Below are 14,473 nucleotides of genomic sequence, written 5' to 3'. Positions count from 1 at the left end.
CTTGTTGTTTTTATCAGGTGTAAACCCAGAGCACTCGGGTGAGCTGATCCGAGCGGTTGCCGTAACGACAATGCGTGTGACTGGCCAGTTGAAAACTGTCACCGGCACGTAATGTCACCGGTTGATTGTCATCCAGCCACAGCGTCAGCTCCCCCTCAAGGACATACCCACCCTGCTCCGAGCTGTCATTCATGTGCCGATCGCCACTGCTGGCGCCGGGCTCCAGTTGGCTTTCAAGCATTGAAAAGGACGCCCTCATCTTTGGAGAAACGAGGATGTCGGTAATCCCGTCGGCGTAATACAGCGTGCGTCGCTCATCCGGGCGGGTTACCCAAGGCAATGCCATAGGCTTGGGCAAGCTGTAGAAATAAGTGGTCGGCACGCCAAGGGTTTCGCTGATGGCGGTCAAGTCCGCCACCGTGGGACGCGACAGCCCCCGCTCGACTTGCGAGAGAAAGCCGACCGAACGACCGATTTTGTCCGCCAAGTCTTTCAGCGTGTATTTTTTGTGTTTGCGCAGGTCCTGGATCAAGATCGCCAGCGCCGAGATTTCTTCTTGCATGTCCATCTAAAGGCTTCCAGAAATTGATGCTTCAAAGGCTGTCGCGCAGCCGATACCAGGCCTTGCCGATGGCTTCCAGCGGTGCTGCCAAATACTTTCCACCGGGAAAACTGCCGTTGATCAAACCCTGGTACAACGCCAGCTCATCCGGCTGGCCAAGTATCGCGTCGGACACGGCGCGGGCCCCGGCTAATGTCGGCAGCACGCCGTGCCCGGAGTAACCCTGTAGCCAGTAGAGATCCCCACGTCGACCGATGTCTGGCGTGCGCTTGAGGGTGAGGTCGATGTGTCCTCCCCATGCAAAATCCAGCTCGACGCCCTTGAGCTGGGGAAATACGCGCTCCAGATAAGGCCGCGTCGCGGCCGCGATGTCCTTCGGCATGCCACCCAGATACGTGCAGCCACCGCCGAACAGCAGGCGGTTGTCCGGCGTACGGCGGAAATAATCAAGGACAAACTGGTTGTCGGTGACGCACACATTGTTCGGTAGCAACGCGCTCGCCTGCTTCTCTGAAAGTGCCGCGGTGGCCACCTGGTAGGTGCCGACCGGCAACACGCAACTCGATAGTTTCGGATCAAGCCGATCCAGATAGGCGTTGCACGCCAGCACTAACACGTCCGCCTGAATGCGTCCGCGCTCAGTGGTGACCACATAACGATCGCCTTCTTCGCGATAACTCAGCGCCTTGCTGTGTTCATGAATGCATCCACCGGCACGTTCAATCGCGGCAGCCAGCCCGAGCGCCAGTTTCAGCGGATTCAAATGCCCGCCTTCAGGATCAAACAGGCCCGCCTGATAGCGGTCACTGGCGACCCATTCCGGCAACGCCTCGCGCGCAATGAACTGCAAACTATCGTGGCCCCACTTGTGGCTGGCCTCGTGTTGCCACTCTGTCAGCAGACTCACCCGTCGCGGCATCACCGACGTCCAGAGGTGGCCGGGCCGATAGTCGCAGTCGAAATCATGGCGTGCGGGCAACGCTCGCAACTCTCGTGCTGCCCAGCGCATGCTGTCCCATAACCGGCGCGCGCGCTCATAACCCAGCGCCGCCTCCAACGGCGGCATGTCACACGACCAACCGAGAATGGCCTGACCGCCATTGCGGCCCGAGGCGGCCCAGGCCACCCGACTGGCTTCCAGCAAGGTCACGCGTTTGCCGGCCAGGGCCAGACGCAACGCCGTATGCAATCCACTGAAGCCGGCCCCGATGATCAACACTTCAGTGTCCTGCTCGCCCTGCAAAGGGACTCGATCCAACACTCGATCCGCGCAGGTGTGGGCGTAATAGCTGGAGACGTGCTGGGTAGATTGCTGAAACATGCGGGCCTCGTGAATTTTTATACTTTTAATTTCATGAAAAAGTACAGGTTAAATTTCACGCCCGCAACCGTTCAAGGCGCAAAAAAAAATCCCGCCCAAGAGAACCCGGGCGGGATTTTTTAAACAGACAGCGTTATTAAAGCAACGCTGCCGACGTTTCAGGCGATAGCAATCACCGGCTAAACCTTACAGGCAGTCACGCACTGCCTTGCGCAGCGCCCCTGATTTCGCCCAGGGCGGCCCCTGATAAAGCGATACGTGACTGCCATCCTTCGATTTCACAATATCCACGATCTCGTCGGCCGTGATGATGCTCGGTGCCTTGATCCTGTAGCCGTTGGAAATCGCTGATTGGGTTGTATTGGGTATTTCCTGCTGCCACGCCGGCAGAACGCACGCGGCATAGTCTTTTGGCACCTTGTTGCTGTACTTGCTGACATTTGGCTCACCAGGCACCAAAGAAGCGGGCAACGAACAGCCTGCCAGCAACGCCAACCCTGCTCCCCCAATCAACTTGTGCATGACGCTTCCTTATCCTGAAAAAGAGGAATGTAGCGCGTCGCTGGCCAGACATCCATCCACCGAACAGCACTCAGCGAGGCGCGTTGTTATCGCCCGGATCCGGGTATGACCTCTCGTTGAGATAGGTCATCCATCTTTCGTACGCTTCATGCTGCCATTGAGTGACCCGCTCCCATTCCGGGCCGCTCAGCTGATGTGCGGAAATCAGTTTCATCATTTCCGTGGTAGCCGCGTCCATGTCAACCATCAGCTCATGGGCATGAAATCGAAAGTCATCGGTGGTGGTCATTGGAAGTTGCCTCGCCCTGGCGAAAATTCACTACCTCACTACGACATCAGATCTGCTCGTTCGCGTTCATTTTCCCGACAAAAGGCTACACCAACGGCCCGGACGAACGAAACGCCCTGACTTGGCAAATGGGACTAAAATTTCGTAGCAGAGACTTTCAGGAGGTCATCATGTGGCTCAACGAATCTGAAAACGAACTTCGGCGTGACTTGCAAGGCGTTGCGTCGGATTTGAGATGGTCAGCGGTAGAGCTTTTGCGCATCGCAGAGCAGTTACGCCAGGCCGGCAATGATGTGGATGCGCAAGCAGCCCAAAAGCTGTGCGATTTGTTTCAGGGAGATGAAGACCGACTGAAGGGTTATGCCGAGGAAGTGAAAGCCAAGGTTATCACTCGAACGAAAGCTCATTAGCAGGAGCGTTGCCATGAACAGCCCTCTATGCGCGCTGGCCGTCGTACTGGCAGCGTCGGGTGGCTGCAGCACCGAGGTGCGCGTCTATCGGGATCAACCGTTGGTCGCAAAGGTCGAAACCGGCATGAGCAAGGATCAAGTCCAACAGATCGGCGGCCAGCCTTTATCGGTAATGAATCGCACCGTTGAGCCTGGCACTTGCTTTGACTACAAGCTACGCAGGCCGGCCATCAGCAAACGTACAATGCTTTAGAACCTAACTAACTGTTAACCTAGCCTAACTCGTTGTGCGCGACTTAGCGCGCCGGCCAATTCCACCGCCAGCATATCGATGCGGTTACGAATTGGGGGTATCCAGATGTTGGTCAAGCCGGGTACACGCACCACGCGGTCCAGCTCTTCCAAAAGCTTTTCCTGGGTCATGCCTGGACGCCATTGCTCATGTGGCTTGAACTGGATCGTGGTTTCGAACATCTCCAACGGTGCCGGGTCAGTGGCGGTTTCAGCACGACCCGCTTTACCAAAGTCGTGTTAGACGTCCCTCCTGAGCTTCCAGCATGAACACCGGAATGAACGACAGGGTGATGATCAGCAGGCAGAAAAACAGTGCTGGTCCGACCTCCACCGCTGCTTCGGTCATCAAGTGCCGATAGTCTCGCGAGCGTTCTTGCCGCTGCGCAAAATCACCACGCCGCCGACAGTCTCGCCCTCGCCATCGAGTTCGGTGATGCCGCGACGCATTTCCGGCCCTAGCTGGATCGTGGCGACATCACCAAGGGTGACCGGCTCTATTCCGAGCTCATTTCCATTTCCGGACTTAAGGTGCCTAGCCACGCGACGAGACAAATTATGATGATTGCCATTGTAAATTCGAGCGTCATGCTGCGGCGCAAAGCATTGACCGCGACAGAATACTCTCCGTTTCGAACTGACCGTTCTAATACCGGACTAAGGTGAAAACGGTTAAGCGTGGCTAATACGATCATCCCAGCGAAGAGCAAGATCTTCAAAAATAGCAGCTGGCCATAATTACTAAGCATCACCTCATCGAGATTTGGCCCAACGATAAACAGGTAATTTACTACGCCCGTGACGCTTATGATCACAACAATCACTGCGCCGGCCGATTCAAAGCCAGTCAGTACCCGAGCAAGAATTTCTGCCTCTTGATCGCTTTTGAGCGATTTCAAACGCAGTAGTAAGGCAAATGCTGCTAGCGCGCCCAACCAGCCACCTGCGGCCCATAGGTGGAAGATATCGGTTATAAAATGCCAGTAGCGGCGGCTTCCCTCATCCATCGCGCCGTGCCCCGTCCATGCCAACGTACCCAACGCAATTGCTCCGCAAACGGTGACGATCCAGAGACTTAATGTCGGATGTCGCTTATTTAAAGCGACGCCAATGACTGCCATCACCAACGCAGCTATTCGGACCATCCAGGTCAACCCGACGTCGGTTCCCATGAGGACCATTTGAAAAATATGGTGATGGAGCTCCATAAACTCCGACACGCCGCTCATTGCTTTCGCAAGCAACAACATGGCGGTGAGGGACAGAGCTACACCTACAACGGAAGTACCGTAAAGAAGCGACTCAAAATTCAAGACCGTGCCCGATACTCTTTCCTTTCCCCTGAGGCTGTACAAGCCGAAAATTGCCAAACCGAATAGCAACATCAGGTCAAAATAAAGAGCAAAGCGAACCACAATGTTTATTGAGTCGCTCATAAATCATTTCACTTTGAATGAGAAGTTGCCGGTGATCGGGTGAGTGTCCGAGGAGACGGCACGCCATTCGACTTTGTAAGTACCGGTGGTCAAAGGTGCTGCCGGTGTAATCACCATCGTTTTCGGATCACCACCACCAGCGACGGCTGCCTTAACACCCATTGGAGAGTTCGGCATCCCTGGCATATCGGTCATGATCAGTTTTGCACCGGAAAACTGAGTCGTAAGATTCTCAGAAAAATGCAGCTCAATTTTCGAAGGGGCCGCCGCATCCGAGCCTTCTGCCGGAGTGGAAGAAAGAAGCTTTGGATGTGCTTGAGCAAGTGCACTCAGAAGCAAACCCGCGGTAAGTGCAACAGCTACGGTGGTAGTTTTAAGAAATGACATGCAAGACTCCTCACAGCAAGAGCTGTTGATTCGAGGTTTGTTTGGGAATATCTAGTTTTTAGTTTTTGTTTCTTGTCCAAAACCACTGATGAAATAGCGAGTAGTCTCCGTACCCTGAGGCCGCGAGAACGGAAAACTTACTGGAATCTCAACGTCACAATGCAGGAACACGATGCCACACGAACGCAAACTGTTCGATTACATTTCAGTCAGCTTGAGCGCGGGCATTGGCCGTGGATTGACGGGGTAACAAGACGTAAAAAGGAGGCTGCAAGCCTGTTATATCGGGGCTTTCGCTCATTTAAAGCTGACGCACGCGGACGCGGGTCACAGGTTGAGCGGTCGACCCTGATCTCAAACACGACGTCGTTTAGCTCATTTTCAAGTCAACACTCGGAAACTGTAGATGAAAGGCCGTTTTCCCATCGAATGACGTACACCATATTTTGCCATCATGCGCTTCAATAATTGATCGGGTAATCGACAGCCCTAGCCCCGCGTTGCTTGGACTGCCTTCTCGCCGAGCTGGATCCACGCGATAAAAACGATCAAATAGCTTTTCAAGGTGTTCTGGGGCAATGGGTTCTCCATGATTCTCCACGACGACCATTACCGACCTCTCCTTCTGTTGGATATCGACACTAATGGACTTCCCTTCAGAGGTGTAGCGCAGCGCATTTGAGAGCAGATTAGAAATCGCTCTGTGAAGCATTAGAACATCGCCTCGGACACTGCCCCTTCCTGAAACCGTGAGCTCAATACCTCGCTCATCAGCCAACAAGCGGTAGTACTCAAGCAATTTTTCTACGACCTCCACCAGGTCTATTGGTTTGTTCTCATGCGTGATCAGACCGTTGTCTGATTTCGCCAGAAAAAGCATGTCATCAATCATCCGACTCATACGCTTCAAGTCATCAAGATTAGAGTACAGATTGTCTTCGTAGTCCTCGATATTCCTTTTTCTTGAAAGCACCACTTCCGTGTGGGTCATCAAGTTGCTGACGGGGGTTCGTAATTCGTGAGCAATGTCCGCAGAAAAATTCGATAAACGGACAAACGCATCGTCCAGCCTGGACAACATTGCGTTGAATGACAGCACCATCTGCTGAAGCTCTTTGGGAACGGGAGCTAGGGGAATGCGCTCTTTGAGCGATTTAGCTGACATTGAGGCAGCGACCCGTGTGACTTGGTGAATGGGTCGCATACCACTGCTTGCGACCACCCAACCGAGGGCAGCGCTGACTAATGCGCTGATCACCAGCCCTATCCAAAACCATCGTTCAAGCGTCTCGAAAAAGGACATATGCTGAGTAACGTCAAAGATCAGAATGACGGTCAACGGTTTGTCTTGCCCTGGCACAACAGCTTGTGCCGTTACGCCACGGAACATCTGCTCTTGCTTTCGCCACTCCCAGACGTTGTTGTTTGGGGTCGTGCGGAACTCATCTGGAAGATCAACCGGGCCGGGATCAGCAAACATCAGCTTGCCGTCACCATCGATTATTAGGGCAGTCAAATCACGGTGAGCACCCAGTAACGCCTCCAGTTCAGGCTTAAAATCGCTGAATTGATCAATGCTGTTCAACCCGGCCAGAATTCTTTGCGTCGAGTGGAGCTTTTCGTTCAGTGCCTGCTGATCCAGCATCTTGAAGTGATGCCGGCTAAGATTGTTGAAACTGAGTCCGGCAACCGTGAGCACGCCCGTTACAGCAAGCATGAACATTAGGCTCATGCGGGTCGTCAGGGACATTCGCTTCATTGCGACTCCGAATCAGGCGAGTCGAGCATGTAACCCATACCCCGCGCGGTGTGAATCAGCTTGACCTCAAAATCATCATCGATTTTTGCTCTCAATCTCCTTACCGCGACCTCGATAACGTTGGTATCGCTGTCGAAGTTCATGTCCCAAACCTGGGAGGCGATAAGTGATTTCGGCAGCACCTCCCCTCGACGACGTAGCAACAGCTCAAGCAGCGCAAACTCTTTGGCCGTAAGGTCTATGCGCTTGCCTCCACGAATGGCCCGACGTTTGAGCAGGTCCACCTCCAGATCAGCCAATTTCATAAAGGTTTGCGAGGGAGCGCTGTTACCCCGACGCAGCAACGTTCTGACGCGAGCCAACAGTTCAGAAAATGCGAAGGGTTTGATCAGGTAATCATCTGCCCCGAGTTCAAGTCCTTTCACTCTATCTTCAACGCGGTCTCGCGCCGTGAGAAAGAGCACGGGAACATCTTTTCCGGATGCACGAACCTTCTGAAGTACTTCCCAGCCATCCAGCCCAGGCATCATGACGTCTAGAATCAGCAGGTCATAGGCCTCGCTCAAAGCGTGCTGAAGCGCCTCTTTGCCATTGGTAAAGCGATCCACATTGAACCCCGCCTCCGTGAGTCCTTGCTCCAAATAGATACCTATTTTGGGTTCGTCTTCAGCAACCAGAAGTCTCATGGGGGGGCTCTCAAATAATGATGAAGCGAAGTCTGCAACGAAACACACCAGCTAACCAGCAACTGACAGAAAAGTAATATTGGCTTCAGGTAGATGTCAGCGAGCGCTGTCTAGGGTTCACACATGAGCACTTTTGCTCGACCGACTCTTCAGCATGGTATGGGAGCCGGAAATCAATTCCATAAGCCAAATGCAGCGGGAGCACAAAATGATGCTCTCAGAGTGCCATCAGTAATTCGTGCTCAACGCATTTTCTGGTTAGAGCGTGATAACAGGGCGTCATCTTGACGCCGTATTTATTTCGAAAACTGACAGAAATGTAGTGTTCAGGTCAGTTTACTGGCAGCTCCGCATCATTAGCATAGCCAGTGTTTCCCACTTACTCTCGAGGTCACCATGAACGCTAAGCTTGTTACCCCAGTCATCGCAGCAATCACCCTACTATTCGGTGCTACGGCCATGGCCAGCGTAGGTCATGGGAAAGAGGACATCGGCCAGCCTGGAGTCGCCTCTGAGGTTACCCGTACGGTGGAGGTGGAGATGGGTGATATTTTCTTCAAGCCTGAAAGCATCGACGTAAAACCTGGTGAAACCGTTCGATTTATCCTTCGCAATGAGGGTTCGATGCTGCACGAGTTCAACATCGGCAAAGCCGCTGCTCATGCAGCGCACCAAAAAGAAATGGCTAGCATGTTCCAGAACGGGACGCTTAACCCCACCGGTACCGGGAAAACGATGAGCGACATGGGCCACAGCATGGGTGGAATGAAGATGGTCGGAATGGAACACAACGACCCGAACAGCGTCCTGATCCAGCCAGGCGCAACCCAGGAGTTGATCTGGACCTTCAACAACAGCACTGGGCTTCAATTTGCCTGCAACGTGCCCGGGCATTATCAGTCAGGGATGGTCGGTCAGTTTGACCTGAAATAAGCCAGAGCTGGCTGCTAACACCGCTTCGACGCAAGAGTTGGCTACGCTCTATCGCAGAGATCACAGCAACGCTCACACAGTGGGGGTTTAGATCATGAGTAACCATCAGCATCCGGATGGAAACACCACCGCACCATTTTGGAGGCGCAAAACAGGCGTTGTACTAATCATGCTCATTGCGATTGGTGTCTTTTACGTTTTGCGGGAGCATTTCAGCCACGTTTATCCATTTTGGCCTTATCTGATTCTGTTGATCTGTCCATTGATGCATTTTTTTGGACATGGACATGGACATGGACATGGCGGACATAGCCATGGCGATCAGGCAGCAACCCACAAGGACGAAAAAGGGAAATAGCCATGCCTACCATATCGAGCCACCACGACCACAGTCACGCCCATGCTGCTCCGCTCAATGACGATGATCTACGTGACCCGGTGTGCGGAATGGCAGTCACTTCACCAAGTAAATTGGGTGAGTCTTATCAGGGACAGACATATCAATTTTGTAGCCTGAAATGCCAGGAGAAGTTTCGAGCTGATCCTGAACGCTACAGCGGTAATGTTTCGAGCGCCGAATCCCGCGTCACCACTCCAGAGTCTGCGGTACAAACAGGCACTGAGTTTACCTGTCCGATGCACCCGGAAATACGCCAGCCCGGACCCGGCAACTGCCCTAAATGTGGCATGACATTAGAGCCGGTCATGCCCGCGCTCGATGAAGAAGAAAATCCTGAACTCCGGGATTTCGCCCGCCGCTTTTGGTGGTCGCTGCCATTAACCGTGATAGTGACCGTGCTCGCCATGGCGGGACACTCGTTACAACTCCTCCATGGCTCGATCCAAAACTGGATCGAGCTCGCTCTGGCGACACCGGTGACCTTATGGGCAGGTTGGCCATTTTTTGTAAGGGGCATCGCATCTATTAGCAATCGCAGTCCAAACATGTGGACTCTAATTGGTTTAGGTACCGCCGCCGCCTATCTTTACAGCGTCGCGGCAACACTCATGCCCCAACGTTTTCCCGCTACCTTCGTTCAAGATGGCCGAATCGGCGTCTACTTCGAAGCAGCCGCGGTCATCATCTCGCTCACCTTGCTTGGGCAGGTTCTCGAACTCAAGGCCCGATCGCAAACCTCTGCGGCCATTAAGTCTCTTCTCGGCCTATCTCCCAAAACGGCACGCAGGATCAACGCAGATGGCCAGGAGGAAGACATTCCTATCACCCATGTGCACCTGGGTGACCATCTGCGCGTCAGACCTGGTGAAAAGGTGCCGGTTGATGGGTCTGTACTGGAGGGCGAAAGTGCAGTGGATGAGTCCATGCTCACTGGCGAGCCAGTGCCGGTAATGAAGAGATCTGGGGATACCTTGATCGGTGCAACACTCAATACTCATGGGAGCTTAGTAATGGAGGCGCAAAAGGTCGGCGCCGAAACCATGCTCTCGCAGATCGTACAGATGGTCGCTCGGGCCCAACGCTCCAAAGCGCCAATGCAACGAATGGCAGACACGATTGCCGGCTACTTTGTGATGGGTGTTATCACGATTGCAATACTGACACTCGTAGGCTGGGGGCTCTTCGGCCCGGAACCCAGCTGGGTCTTTGGTCTGATCAATGCTGTCGCCGTGCTGATCATTGCTTGCCCCTGTGCGCTGGGGCTTGCAACACCCATGTCGATCATGGTTTCGACAGGTAAGGCAGCCAGCATGGGGGTGCTGTTCAGGGATGCCAGTGCCATCGAAAAACTTTGCAAAATCGACACGCTGATTGTCGATAAGACAGGCACCCTGACAGAAGGCCGGCCGGTGTTTCACAGTGTGGAGGCGACACCCAGTTTCAAACCTCAAGATGTTCTTCAGCTAGCCGCCAGCCTTGATCAAGGCAGCGAACATCCCCTGGCTCATGCCATCGTCGATCACGCTCGATCCGAGAAAATTGAGCTCACCAAGCCCCAATCCTTTGAGTCTGGTTCAGGTATTGGGGTCAGTGGCCTGGTTGATGGCAAGAAGATACAGCTGGGCAACACGGCGTTGATGGAAGCCGCCGGCGTGAGTACCAAGACCCTACAAGACCGTGCAGAGTTGTTACGTCTTGAAGGCATCAGCATCATCTATGTCGCAGTTGACGGGGTATTGGCAGGGTTGCTGGCGGTGTCAGACCCGATAAAACCGACCTCCAAAGAAGCAGTGACCAAGCTCAAAGCTGATAACGTAAAAATCATCATGGCCACCGGAGATGGGCTCACGACCGCTCGGGCTGTCGCCAGGGAGATGGGTATTGAAGAAGTACATGGTGAAGTGAAGCCTCAGGACAAGGAACGCCTCGTTGCAGACCTCCAGCAATACGGGCGGAAAGTTGCCATGGCTGGTGACGGCATCAACGACGCACCGGCCTTGGCGCGGGCAGATGTGGGCATTGCAATGGGGACAGGGACTGACGTTGCGATGAATAGCGCGCAACTCACGCTGGTTAAAGGCGACCTGATGGGAATTTTACGTGCACGGGCCCTTTCGGTTGCAACAGTAAAAAACATGCGGCAAAACTTGGGTTTCGCCTTTCTTTACAACGCGATGGGTATCCCCCTAGCCGCAGGCCTTCTCTATCCACTGACGGGACACCTCCTGTCGCCAATGATCGCCGCCATAGCAATGAGCGTCAGTTCGGCGTCTGTAGTTTTCAATGCATTGAGACTGAGGAATATCCGAATTGACTGAGCGTCAATGATGCTCACAACCCGAAACAGATAACTGTTGACCTTGCCATCGTGTCAACGTTGATGCTGTCGGTGCGGTGAAAAGAGACCGCTCAGCACGAGAGGAATAACCATGTTCGTCTTAGATGTATCAGGCATTGGTTGCGGCAGTTGCGTCAGCAAAATTACCAAAGCAATTCAATCACTCGACAACCAAGCTAAAGTTTCCGTGGATCGGGCAGCTGGTAAGGTGAGCGTTGAAAGCGTGGAAAGCCCAGAGCAGGTTCGCAGAGCAGTTGAAGCTTTAGGTTTTCCTTCCCAGATCAGCGCTTGAGAGGATGCCGTAATCGGGACAGTTGCAGGGCTCCAGCCGACGTCGACCAGTAATGCCTGTCGACGATAGCGGGCTAAATAGATAGCCGCCGTCAGCTCAGCAGGGCGTGCACCGACGATAAGGTAATCTTCCGCTCGACCATCATGCTGTCATAGAAATTAGCCCGGACAAACGCTTTGGCCCACGTCCTAGTTACATTCTGTCTCTTTCGCTCCCAAGCGATCAGGCTTCACGAGCCCAGTGGCAGAATACGTCTCGGGCTCAGATCAGTGCCCCTGTTTGCAGACCTTTGACCCAAGCGCGAATGACCTGGAAATCCATGGTCCAAGCGGAGCTTGGTTTTGCTCCTACCGTTCAAGATGATACGCCCGGATGGGAATCACCGGCCAAACCAGCGCGGAAATTTCTGTCACATAGAGGCAACGCACAGATCGATATCGCCATGGTCATGGTCATGGTTTTTTATTCGCTTTCATCCACTGATCGAATACAGCGATTTCCTTTTCCTGTGCGGCAATTATGTCCTTGGCCATTCGAAGCATCTCTGGATTTTTTCCGTTCTTGAGTTCGGCTTGCGACATCTTGACTGCCATCTGGTGATGCATGCGCATGTTAGCCGCGAAGTCATAATCCACATCGCCGGTCTTGGACATACCGCCCATTTCTTTCATGCAGTCCATCTTCGAGTGATCCATCTGCTCGGAGGGCATCGGCATCGTTTCGCTTTTCGCCGGCTCTGCGGCACTGGTCCACGTCGGCGCTGTCGCCATGAACGCGACAGCCATGGCTATTGCCCTCGCTGATAAAGTGAACCGGCTAGAGCTGCTGTGCTTGATATGCTGTGACATTGTGAATCTCCTGGTTAAAAGGCAGAGGATCGGCATATACATACGGCTGCGACATTTTCGATTGAAAACAGCTGATCATTTTCGACAGAAATGCCAGACGTGATGTCAGCAGGAAAATGCTTCATGGCTAGAGATAAATAAGTGCTCAAGAGCTCATATTTCACCCTAGACCACGCTAGGCGCACAGTCGATAGAAATGAAAATTACATTCCTGTCAGGTTCCAGTTGGTTAGCATTCCGTCGCGAATGAGCTGTAGGAAAACTCAAAAAGCTTCCTTCTCTGGTGCAATACCCGTCTCAGACAAACTCAATGGTAGAGCCTGTTGACGCCAATGCCGAATTGACCCACGTGCTGACGCAAGGCTAACCCGCCTTCAAATCGGCACAAATCCACCAAAGGTTTTGGTTCGCGAAGAATCAGACCGAGTCAGTGATATCTCGGCAACTGGTCAATTCGGCGTCGGCGCCAACACGCGTTGTACTGCGCCAATCTTTTCTGGACGCTTCATCCGCTTCCATTTTCTGATGTCTTCCTTGGTGCGACCGCAACTAAGGCACAGTTCACTGTTAGTTTGGCAAACGGAAATACAGGGGTTTTCTATGTCCTTGGCCATGGTTTAATTCCGCGTAGATCGTGCACAGGCTAAGCGCTGCTGCCAGTCACCGGCATTCGAGCGCTGACATTGCTCTTCACTATCGAAATGTAGGTTGGCCAACACCTGGCTGGCGTGAACATCCGCTTCGCTTAACGCCTGAGTCGTTAGTTCAAGCATTCGCTTATCTTGCCCATTGGCAAGAGCCTGATCTCTGTTGGCATCGGTGTCGAAGACCCAAACAACCATCAGGCTGGAGGGGAACCGCGCGTAATCCACATCGTGAGTCAACCAGGAGAAGCCCACGATTTCCGCTTTGGCGGTCTCGCAGGCCTTGGTCAGGGCGGCAATCAGACGACGCTCGATGTGCGCTTGATCGCGTTTGCTCAACAGCATCTCTCGATCCTTATTTTCAGATCAGTTAACTTTGCGTTCATTTCTAAGCCGGAGCCGAAACTTGAACCGATGAATCAGCTCCCAGCTTTGTGCGGTACTCAACCGTCAGATGAGTGACCTCATGAACCGTAGCAAGGCGTTCTCGTATGTTTTCGGCATTTATTGCTGGGCTGCCCAGAACACTCACAATCGCGGCTCGGGCCTGAGGCCCCACCTGCCAGACATGAAGATCAATGATCGAAGCATCCCCCGGTTTTTCAACCAATTCACGAATCTCTTCGGCAACATGATCATCTGTCTGGTCGAGCAATACACCCGCAGTCACCCGCATCAACGACCAAGCCCAGCGCGCAATGACAACTGCACCCACAATCCCCATCGCAGGGTCGAGCCATACCCAACCAAGGTATCGACCAGCAAGCAACGCAGCGATGGCCAAAACCGAAGTCAGGGCATCTGCAATGACGTGAACGTAAGCAGAGCGCAAATTATTATCGTGACCATGCGCATGGTGAGATTGATCGTGGCCGTGGTCATCCCCATGGTGATGATCATGACCGCCAGAAAGCAAAAGCGCGCTCACGACATTCACTGCTAATCCGACGACTGCGATAAGAGTCGCTGTCCCGAATTGCACTTGAGTCGGTTGAAAGAGGCGGAAGAGCGATTCTCCGCCAATGCCCAGGGAGACAAGCCCCAAAATCAGAGCAGAAGCGAAACCGCCCAAGTCTCCCACCTTGCCAGTTCCAAAACTGTAGCGAGCACTTGATGCATGCCTTTTTGCGTAACCGTAAGCAGCTGCGGCTATGCCGAGTGCTCCTGCATGCGTTGCCATGTGAAATCCATCGGCAAGCAACGCCATGGAACCTGTGACATAACCTGCAGTGATCTCAGCGACCATCATTACAACGGTCAGAGCCACCACCCACAAGGTTCGCTTGGCGTTTTCTTCATGCGATGCTCCCAGGAACATATGGTCGTGGGCATAGTCGGTGTACGAATTACTCATC

The 14,473-nt window shown here is 53.3% G+C and carries 17 protein-coding genes and 2 pseudogenes; 6 read left to right on the top strand and 13 right to left on the bottom strand.

Features of this window, described 5'->3' with window-relative positions; translation table 11 throughout:
- Window positions 1–13 precede the first annotated feature (13 nt).
- The 4 genes from ACYZT0_RS08115 to ACYZT0_RS08100 form a co-directional block, all read right to left on the bottom strand.
- The gene (locus ACYZT0_RS08115; protein ID WP_462045376.1) at window positions 14–568 is read right to left on the bottom strand and encodes a helix-turn-helix domain-containing protein; all 555 of its coding nucleotides are present in this window, start codon (window positions 566–568) and stop codon (window positions 14–16) included.
- A gap of 25 nt (window positions 569–593) precedes the next feature.
- Window positions 594–1,883: an NAD(P)/FAD-dependent oxidoreductase gene (locus tag ACYZT0_RS08110; RefSeq protein WP_462045375.1), complete on the bottom strand. Its 1,290-nt coding sequence runs from the start codon at window positions 1,881–1,883 to the stop codon at window positions 594–596.
- Between the two features lie 186 nt (window positions 1,884–2,069).
- Window positions 2,070–2,405, bottom strand: a complete 336-nt coding sequence (locus ACYZT0_RS08105; RefSeq protein ID WP_462045374.1) for a hypothetical protein — start codon at window positions 2,403–2,405, stop codon at window positions 2,070–2,072.
- 70 nt (window positions 2,406–2,475) lie between these two features.
- Window positions 2,476–2,694 carry a hypothetical protein gene (locus ACYZT0_RS08100; protein ID WP_347804835.1) on the bottom strand — a complete coding sequence of 73 codons (219 nt, stop codon included), beginning with the start codon at window positions 2,692–2,694 and terminating at the stop codon, window positions 2,476–2,478.
- A 170-nt stretch (window positions 2,695–2,864) separates the two neighbouring features.
- On the opposite strand from ACYZT0_RS08100, the gene ACYZT0_RS08095 reads away from it, so the two are divergent.
- Window positions 2,865–3,104 (top strand): hypothetical protein, encoded by a 240-nt coding sequence (locus ACYZT0_RS08095; protein WP_462045373.1) that lies wholly within the window; start codon window positions 2,865–2,867, stop codon window positions 3,102–3,104.
- A 13-nt stretch (window positions 3,105–3,117) separates the two neighbouring features.
- Window positions 3,118–3,350: pseudogene (bamE, locus tag ACYZT0_RS08090) on the top strand (outer membrane protein assembly factor BamE domain-containing protein); the annotation flags it as partial.
- A 72-nt stretch (window positions 3,351–3,422) separates the two neighbouring features.
- On the opposite strand, the pseudogene ACYZT0_RS08085 reads toward bamE, so the two are convergent.
- The 5 genes and pseudogenes from ACYZT0_RS08085 to ACYZT0_RS08065 all read right to left on the bottom strand — a co-directional run.
- Window positions 3,423–3,926: pseudogene (locus ACYZT0_RS08085) on the bottom strand (hypothetical protein); the annotation flags it as partial.
- The gene (gene copD, locus ACYZT0_RS08080; RefSeq protein WP_462045372.1) at window positions 3,893–4,831 is read right to left on the bottom strand and encodes a copper homeostasis membrane protein CopD; all 939 of its coding nucleotides are present in this window, start codon (window positions 4,829–4,831) and stop codon (window positions 3,893–3,895) included. The gene copD and the pseudogene ACYZT0_RS08085, both read right to left, overlap by 34 nt.
- Window positions 4,832–4,834: 3 nt before the next feature.
- Window positions 4,835–5,218 carry a copper homeostasis periplasmic binding protein CopC gene (gene copC, locus ACYZT0_RS08075; RefSeq protein ID WP_462045371.1) on the bottom strand — a complete coding sequence of 128 codons (384 nt, stop codon included), beginning with the start codon at window positions 5,216–5,218 and terminating at the stop codon, window positions 4,835–4,837.
- 370 nt (window positions 5,219–5,588) lie between these two features.
- On the bottom strand, window positions 5,589–6,977 hold the full coding sequence (locus ACYZT0_RS08070) for a heavy metal sensor histidine kinase (RefSeq protein ID WP_462045370.1): 1,389 nt from the start codon (window positions 6,975–6,977) through the stop codon (window positions 5,589–5,591).
- Window positions 6,974–7,663: a heavy metal response regulator transcription factor gene (locus ACYZT0_RS08065; protein ID WP_462045369.1), complete on the bottom strand. Its 690-nt coding sequence runs from the start codon at window positions 7,661–7,663 to the stop codon at window positions 6,974–6,976. Before ACYZT0_RS08065 ends, ACYZT0_RS08070 begins: the two co-directional genes overlap by 4 nt.
- Before the next feature lie 396 nt (window positions 7,664–8,059).
- Here ACYZT0_RS08065 and ACYZT0_RS08060 point away from each other — a divergent pair, with 396 nt between their 5' ends.
- The 4 genes from ACYZT0_RS08060 to ACYZT0_RS08045 all read left to right on the top strand — a co-directional run bounded on the left by ACYZT0_RS08060 (window position 8,060) and on the right by ACYZT0_RS08045 (window position 11,626).
- Window positions 8,060–8,596, top strand: a complete 537-nt coding sequence (locus tag ACYZT0_RS08060; RefSeq protein WP_462045368.1) for a cupredoxin domain-containing protein — start codon at window positions 8,060–8,062, stop codon at window positions 8,594–8,596.
- Between the two features lie 94 nt (window positions 8,597–8,690).
- Window positions 8,691–8,954 (top strand): DUF2933 domain-containing protein, encoded by a 264-nt coding sequence (locus ACYZT0_RS08055; protein WP_462045367.1) that lies wholly within the window; start codon window positions 8,691–8,693, stop codon window positions 8,952–8,954.
- Between the two features lie 2 nt (window positions 8,955–8,956).
- On the top strand, window positions 8,957–11,314 hold the full coding sequence (locus ACYZT0_RS08050) for a heavy metal translocating P-type ATPase (protein ID WP_462045366.1): 2,358 nt from the start codon (window positions 8,957–8,959) through the stop codon (window positions 11,312–11,314).
- 111 nt (window positions 11,315–11,425) lie between these two features.
- The gene (locus ACYZT0_RS08045; protein ID WP_462045365.1) at window positions 11,426–11,626 is read left to right on the top strand and encodes a heavy-metal-associated domain-containing protein; all 201 of its coding nucleotides are present in this window, start codon (window positions 11,426–11,428) and stop codon (window positions 11,624–11,626) included.
- Window positions 11,627–12,078: 452 nt separating this feature from the next.
- Here ACYZT0_RS08045 and ACYZT0_RS08040 read toward each other — a convergent pair whose 3' ends face one another.
- The 4 genes from ACYZT0_RS08040 to dmeF form a co-directional block, all read right to left on the bottom strand.
- Window positions 12,079–12,474 carry a DUF305 domain-containing protein gene (locus tag ACYZT0_RS08040; RefSeq protein ID WP_462045364.1) on the bottom strand — a complete coding sequence of 132 codons (396 nt, stop codon included), beginning with the start codon at window positions 12,472–12,474 and terminating at the stop codon, window positions 12,079–12,081.
- Window positions 12,475–12,923: 449 nt separating this feature from the next.
- Window positions 12,924–13,088: a DUF1289 domain-containing protein gene (locus ACYZT0_RS08035; RefSeq protein WP_462045363.1), complete on the bottom strand. Its 165-nt coding sequence runs from the start codon at window positions 13,086–13,088 to the stop codon at window positions 12,924–12,926.
- A 3-nt stretch (window positions 13,089–13,091) separates the two neighbouring features.
- The gene (locus ACYZT0_RS08030; protein ID WP_462045362.1) at window positions 13,092–13,463 is read right to left on the bottom strand and encodes a hypothetical protein; all 372 of its coding nucleotides are present in this window, start codon (window positions 13,461–13,463) and stop codon (window positions 13,092–13,094) included.
- 43 nt (window positions 13,464–13,506) lie between these two features.
- Window positions 13,507–14,472 (bottom strand): CDF family Co(II)/Ni(II) efflux transporter DmeF, encoded by a 966-nt coding sequence (dmeF, locus tag ACYZT0_RS08025; protein WP_462045361.1) that lies wholly within the window; start codon window positions 14,470–14,472, stop codon window positions 13,507–13,509.
- Window position 14,473 lies beyond the last annotated feature (1 nt).

The organism is Pseudomonas sp. ZS1P83, assembly GCF_054897825.1.
The sequence above is the reverse complement of the archived record's forward strand: the minus strand, read 5'-3'. Positions and strand labels throughout refer to the sequence as shown.

Bases quoted from the DNA above. Each gene is read 5' to 3' on its own strand.
- ACYZT0_RS08115 (WP_462045376.1), bottom strand. From the start codon at position 568: ATGGACATGCAAGAAGAAATCTCGGCGCTGGCGATCTTGATCCAGGAC.
- ACYZT0_RS08110 (WP_462045375.1), bottom strand. From the start codon at position 1,883: ATGTTTCAGCAATCTACCCAGCACGTCTCCAGCTATTACGCCCACACC.
- ACYZT0_RS08105 (WP_462045374.1), bottom strand. From the start codon at position 2,405: ATGCACAAGTTGATTGGGGGAGCAGGGTTGGCGTTGCTGGCAGGCTGT.
- ACYZT0_RS08100 (WP_347804835.1), bottom strand. From the start codon at position 2,694: ATGACCACCACCGATGACTTTCGATTTCATGCCCATGAGCTGATGGTT.
- ACYZT0_RS08095 (WP_462045373.1), top strand. From the start codon at position 2,865: ATGTGGCTCAACGAATCTGAAAACGAACTTCGGCGTGACTTGCAAGGC.
- copD (WP_462045372.1), bottom strand. From the start codon at position 4,831: ATGAGCGACTCAATAAACATTGTGGTTCGCTTTGCTCTTTATTTTGAC.
- copC (WP_462045371.1), bottom strand. From the start codon at position 5,218: ATGTCATTTCTTAAAACTACCACCGTAGCTGTTGCACTTACCGCGGGT.
- ACYZT0_RS08070 (WP_462045370.1), bottom strand. From the start codon at position 6,977: ATGAAGCGAATGTCCCTGACGACCCGCATGAGCCTAATGTTCATGCTT.
- ACYZT0_RS08065 (WP_462045369.1), bottom strand. From the start codon at position 7,663: ATGAGACTTCTGGTTGCTGAAGACGAACCCAAAATAGGTATCTATTTG.
- ACYZT0_RS08060 (WP_462045368.1), top strand. From the start codon at position 8,060: ATGAACGCTAAGCTTGTTACCCCAGTCATCGCAGCAATCACCCTACTA.
- ACYZT0_RS08055 (WP_462045367.1), top strand. From the start codon at position 8,691: ATGAGTAACCATCAGCATCCGGATGGAAACACCACCGCACCATTTTGG.
- ACYZT0_RS08050 (WP_462045366.1), top strand. From the start codon at position 8,957: ATGCCTACCATATCGAGCCACCACGACCACAGTCACGCCCATGCTGCT.
- ACYZT0_RS08045 (WP_462045365.1), top strand. From the start codon at position 11,426: ATGTTCGTCTTAGATGTATCAGGCATTGGTTGCGGCAGTTGCGTCAGC.
- ACYZT0_RS08040 (WP_462045364.1), bottom strand. From the start codon at position 12,474: ATGTCACAGCATATCAAGCACAGCAGCTCTAGCCGGTTCACTTTATCA.
- ACYZT0_RS08035 (WP_462045363.1), bottom strand. From the start codon at position 13,088: ATGGCCAAGGACATAGAAAACCCCTGTATTTCCGTTTGCCAAACTAAC.
- ACYZT0_RS08030 (WP_462045362.1), bottom strand. From the start codon at position 13,463: ATGCTGTTGAGCAAACGCGATCAAGCGCACATCGAGCGTCGTCTGATT.
- dmeF (WP_462045361.1), bottom strand. From the start codon at position 14,472: ATGAGTAATTCGTACACCGACTATGCCCACGACCATATGTTCCTGGGA.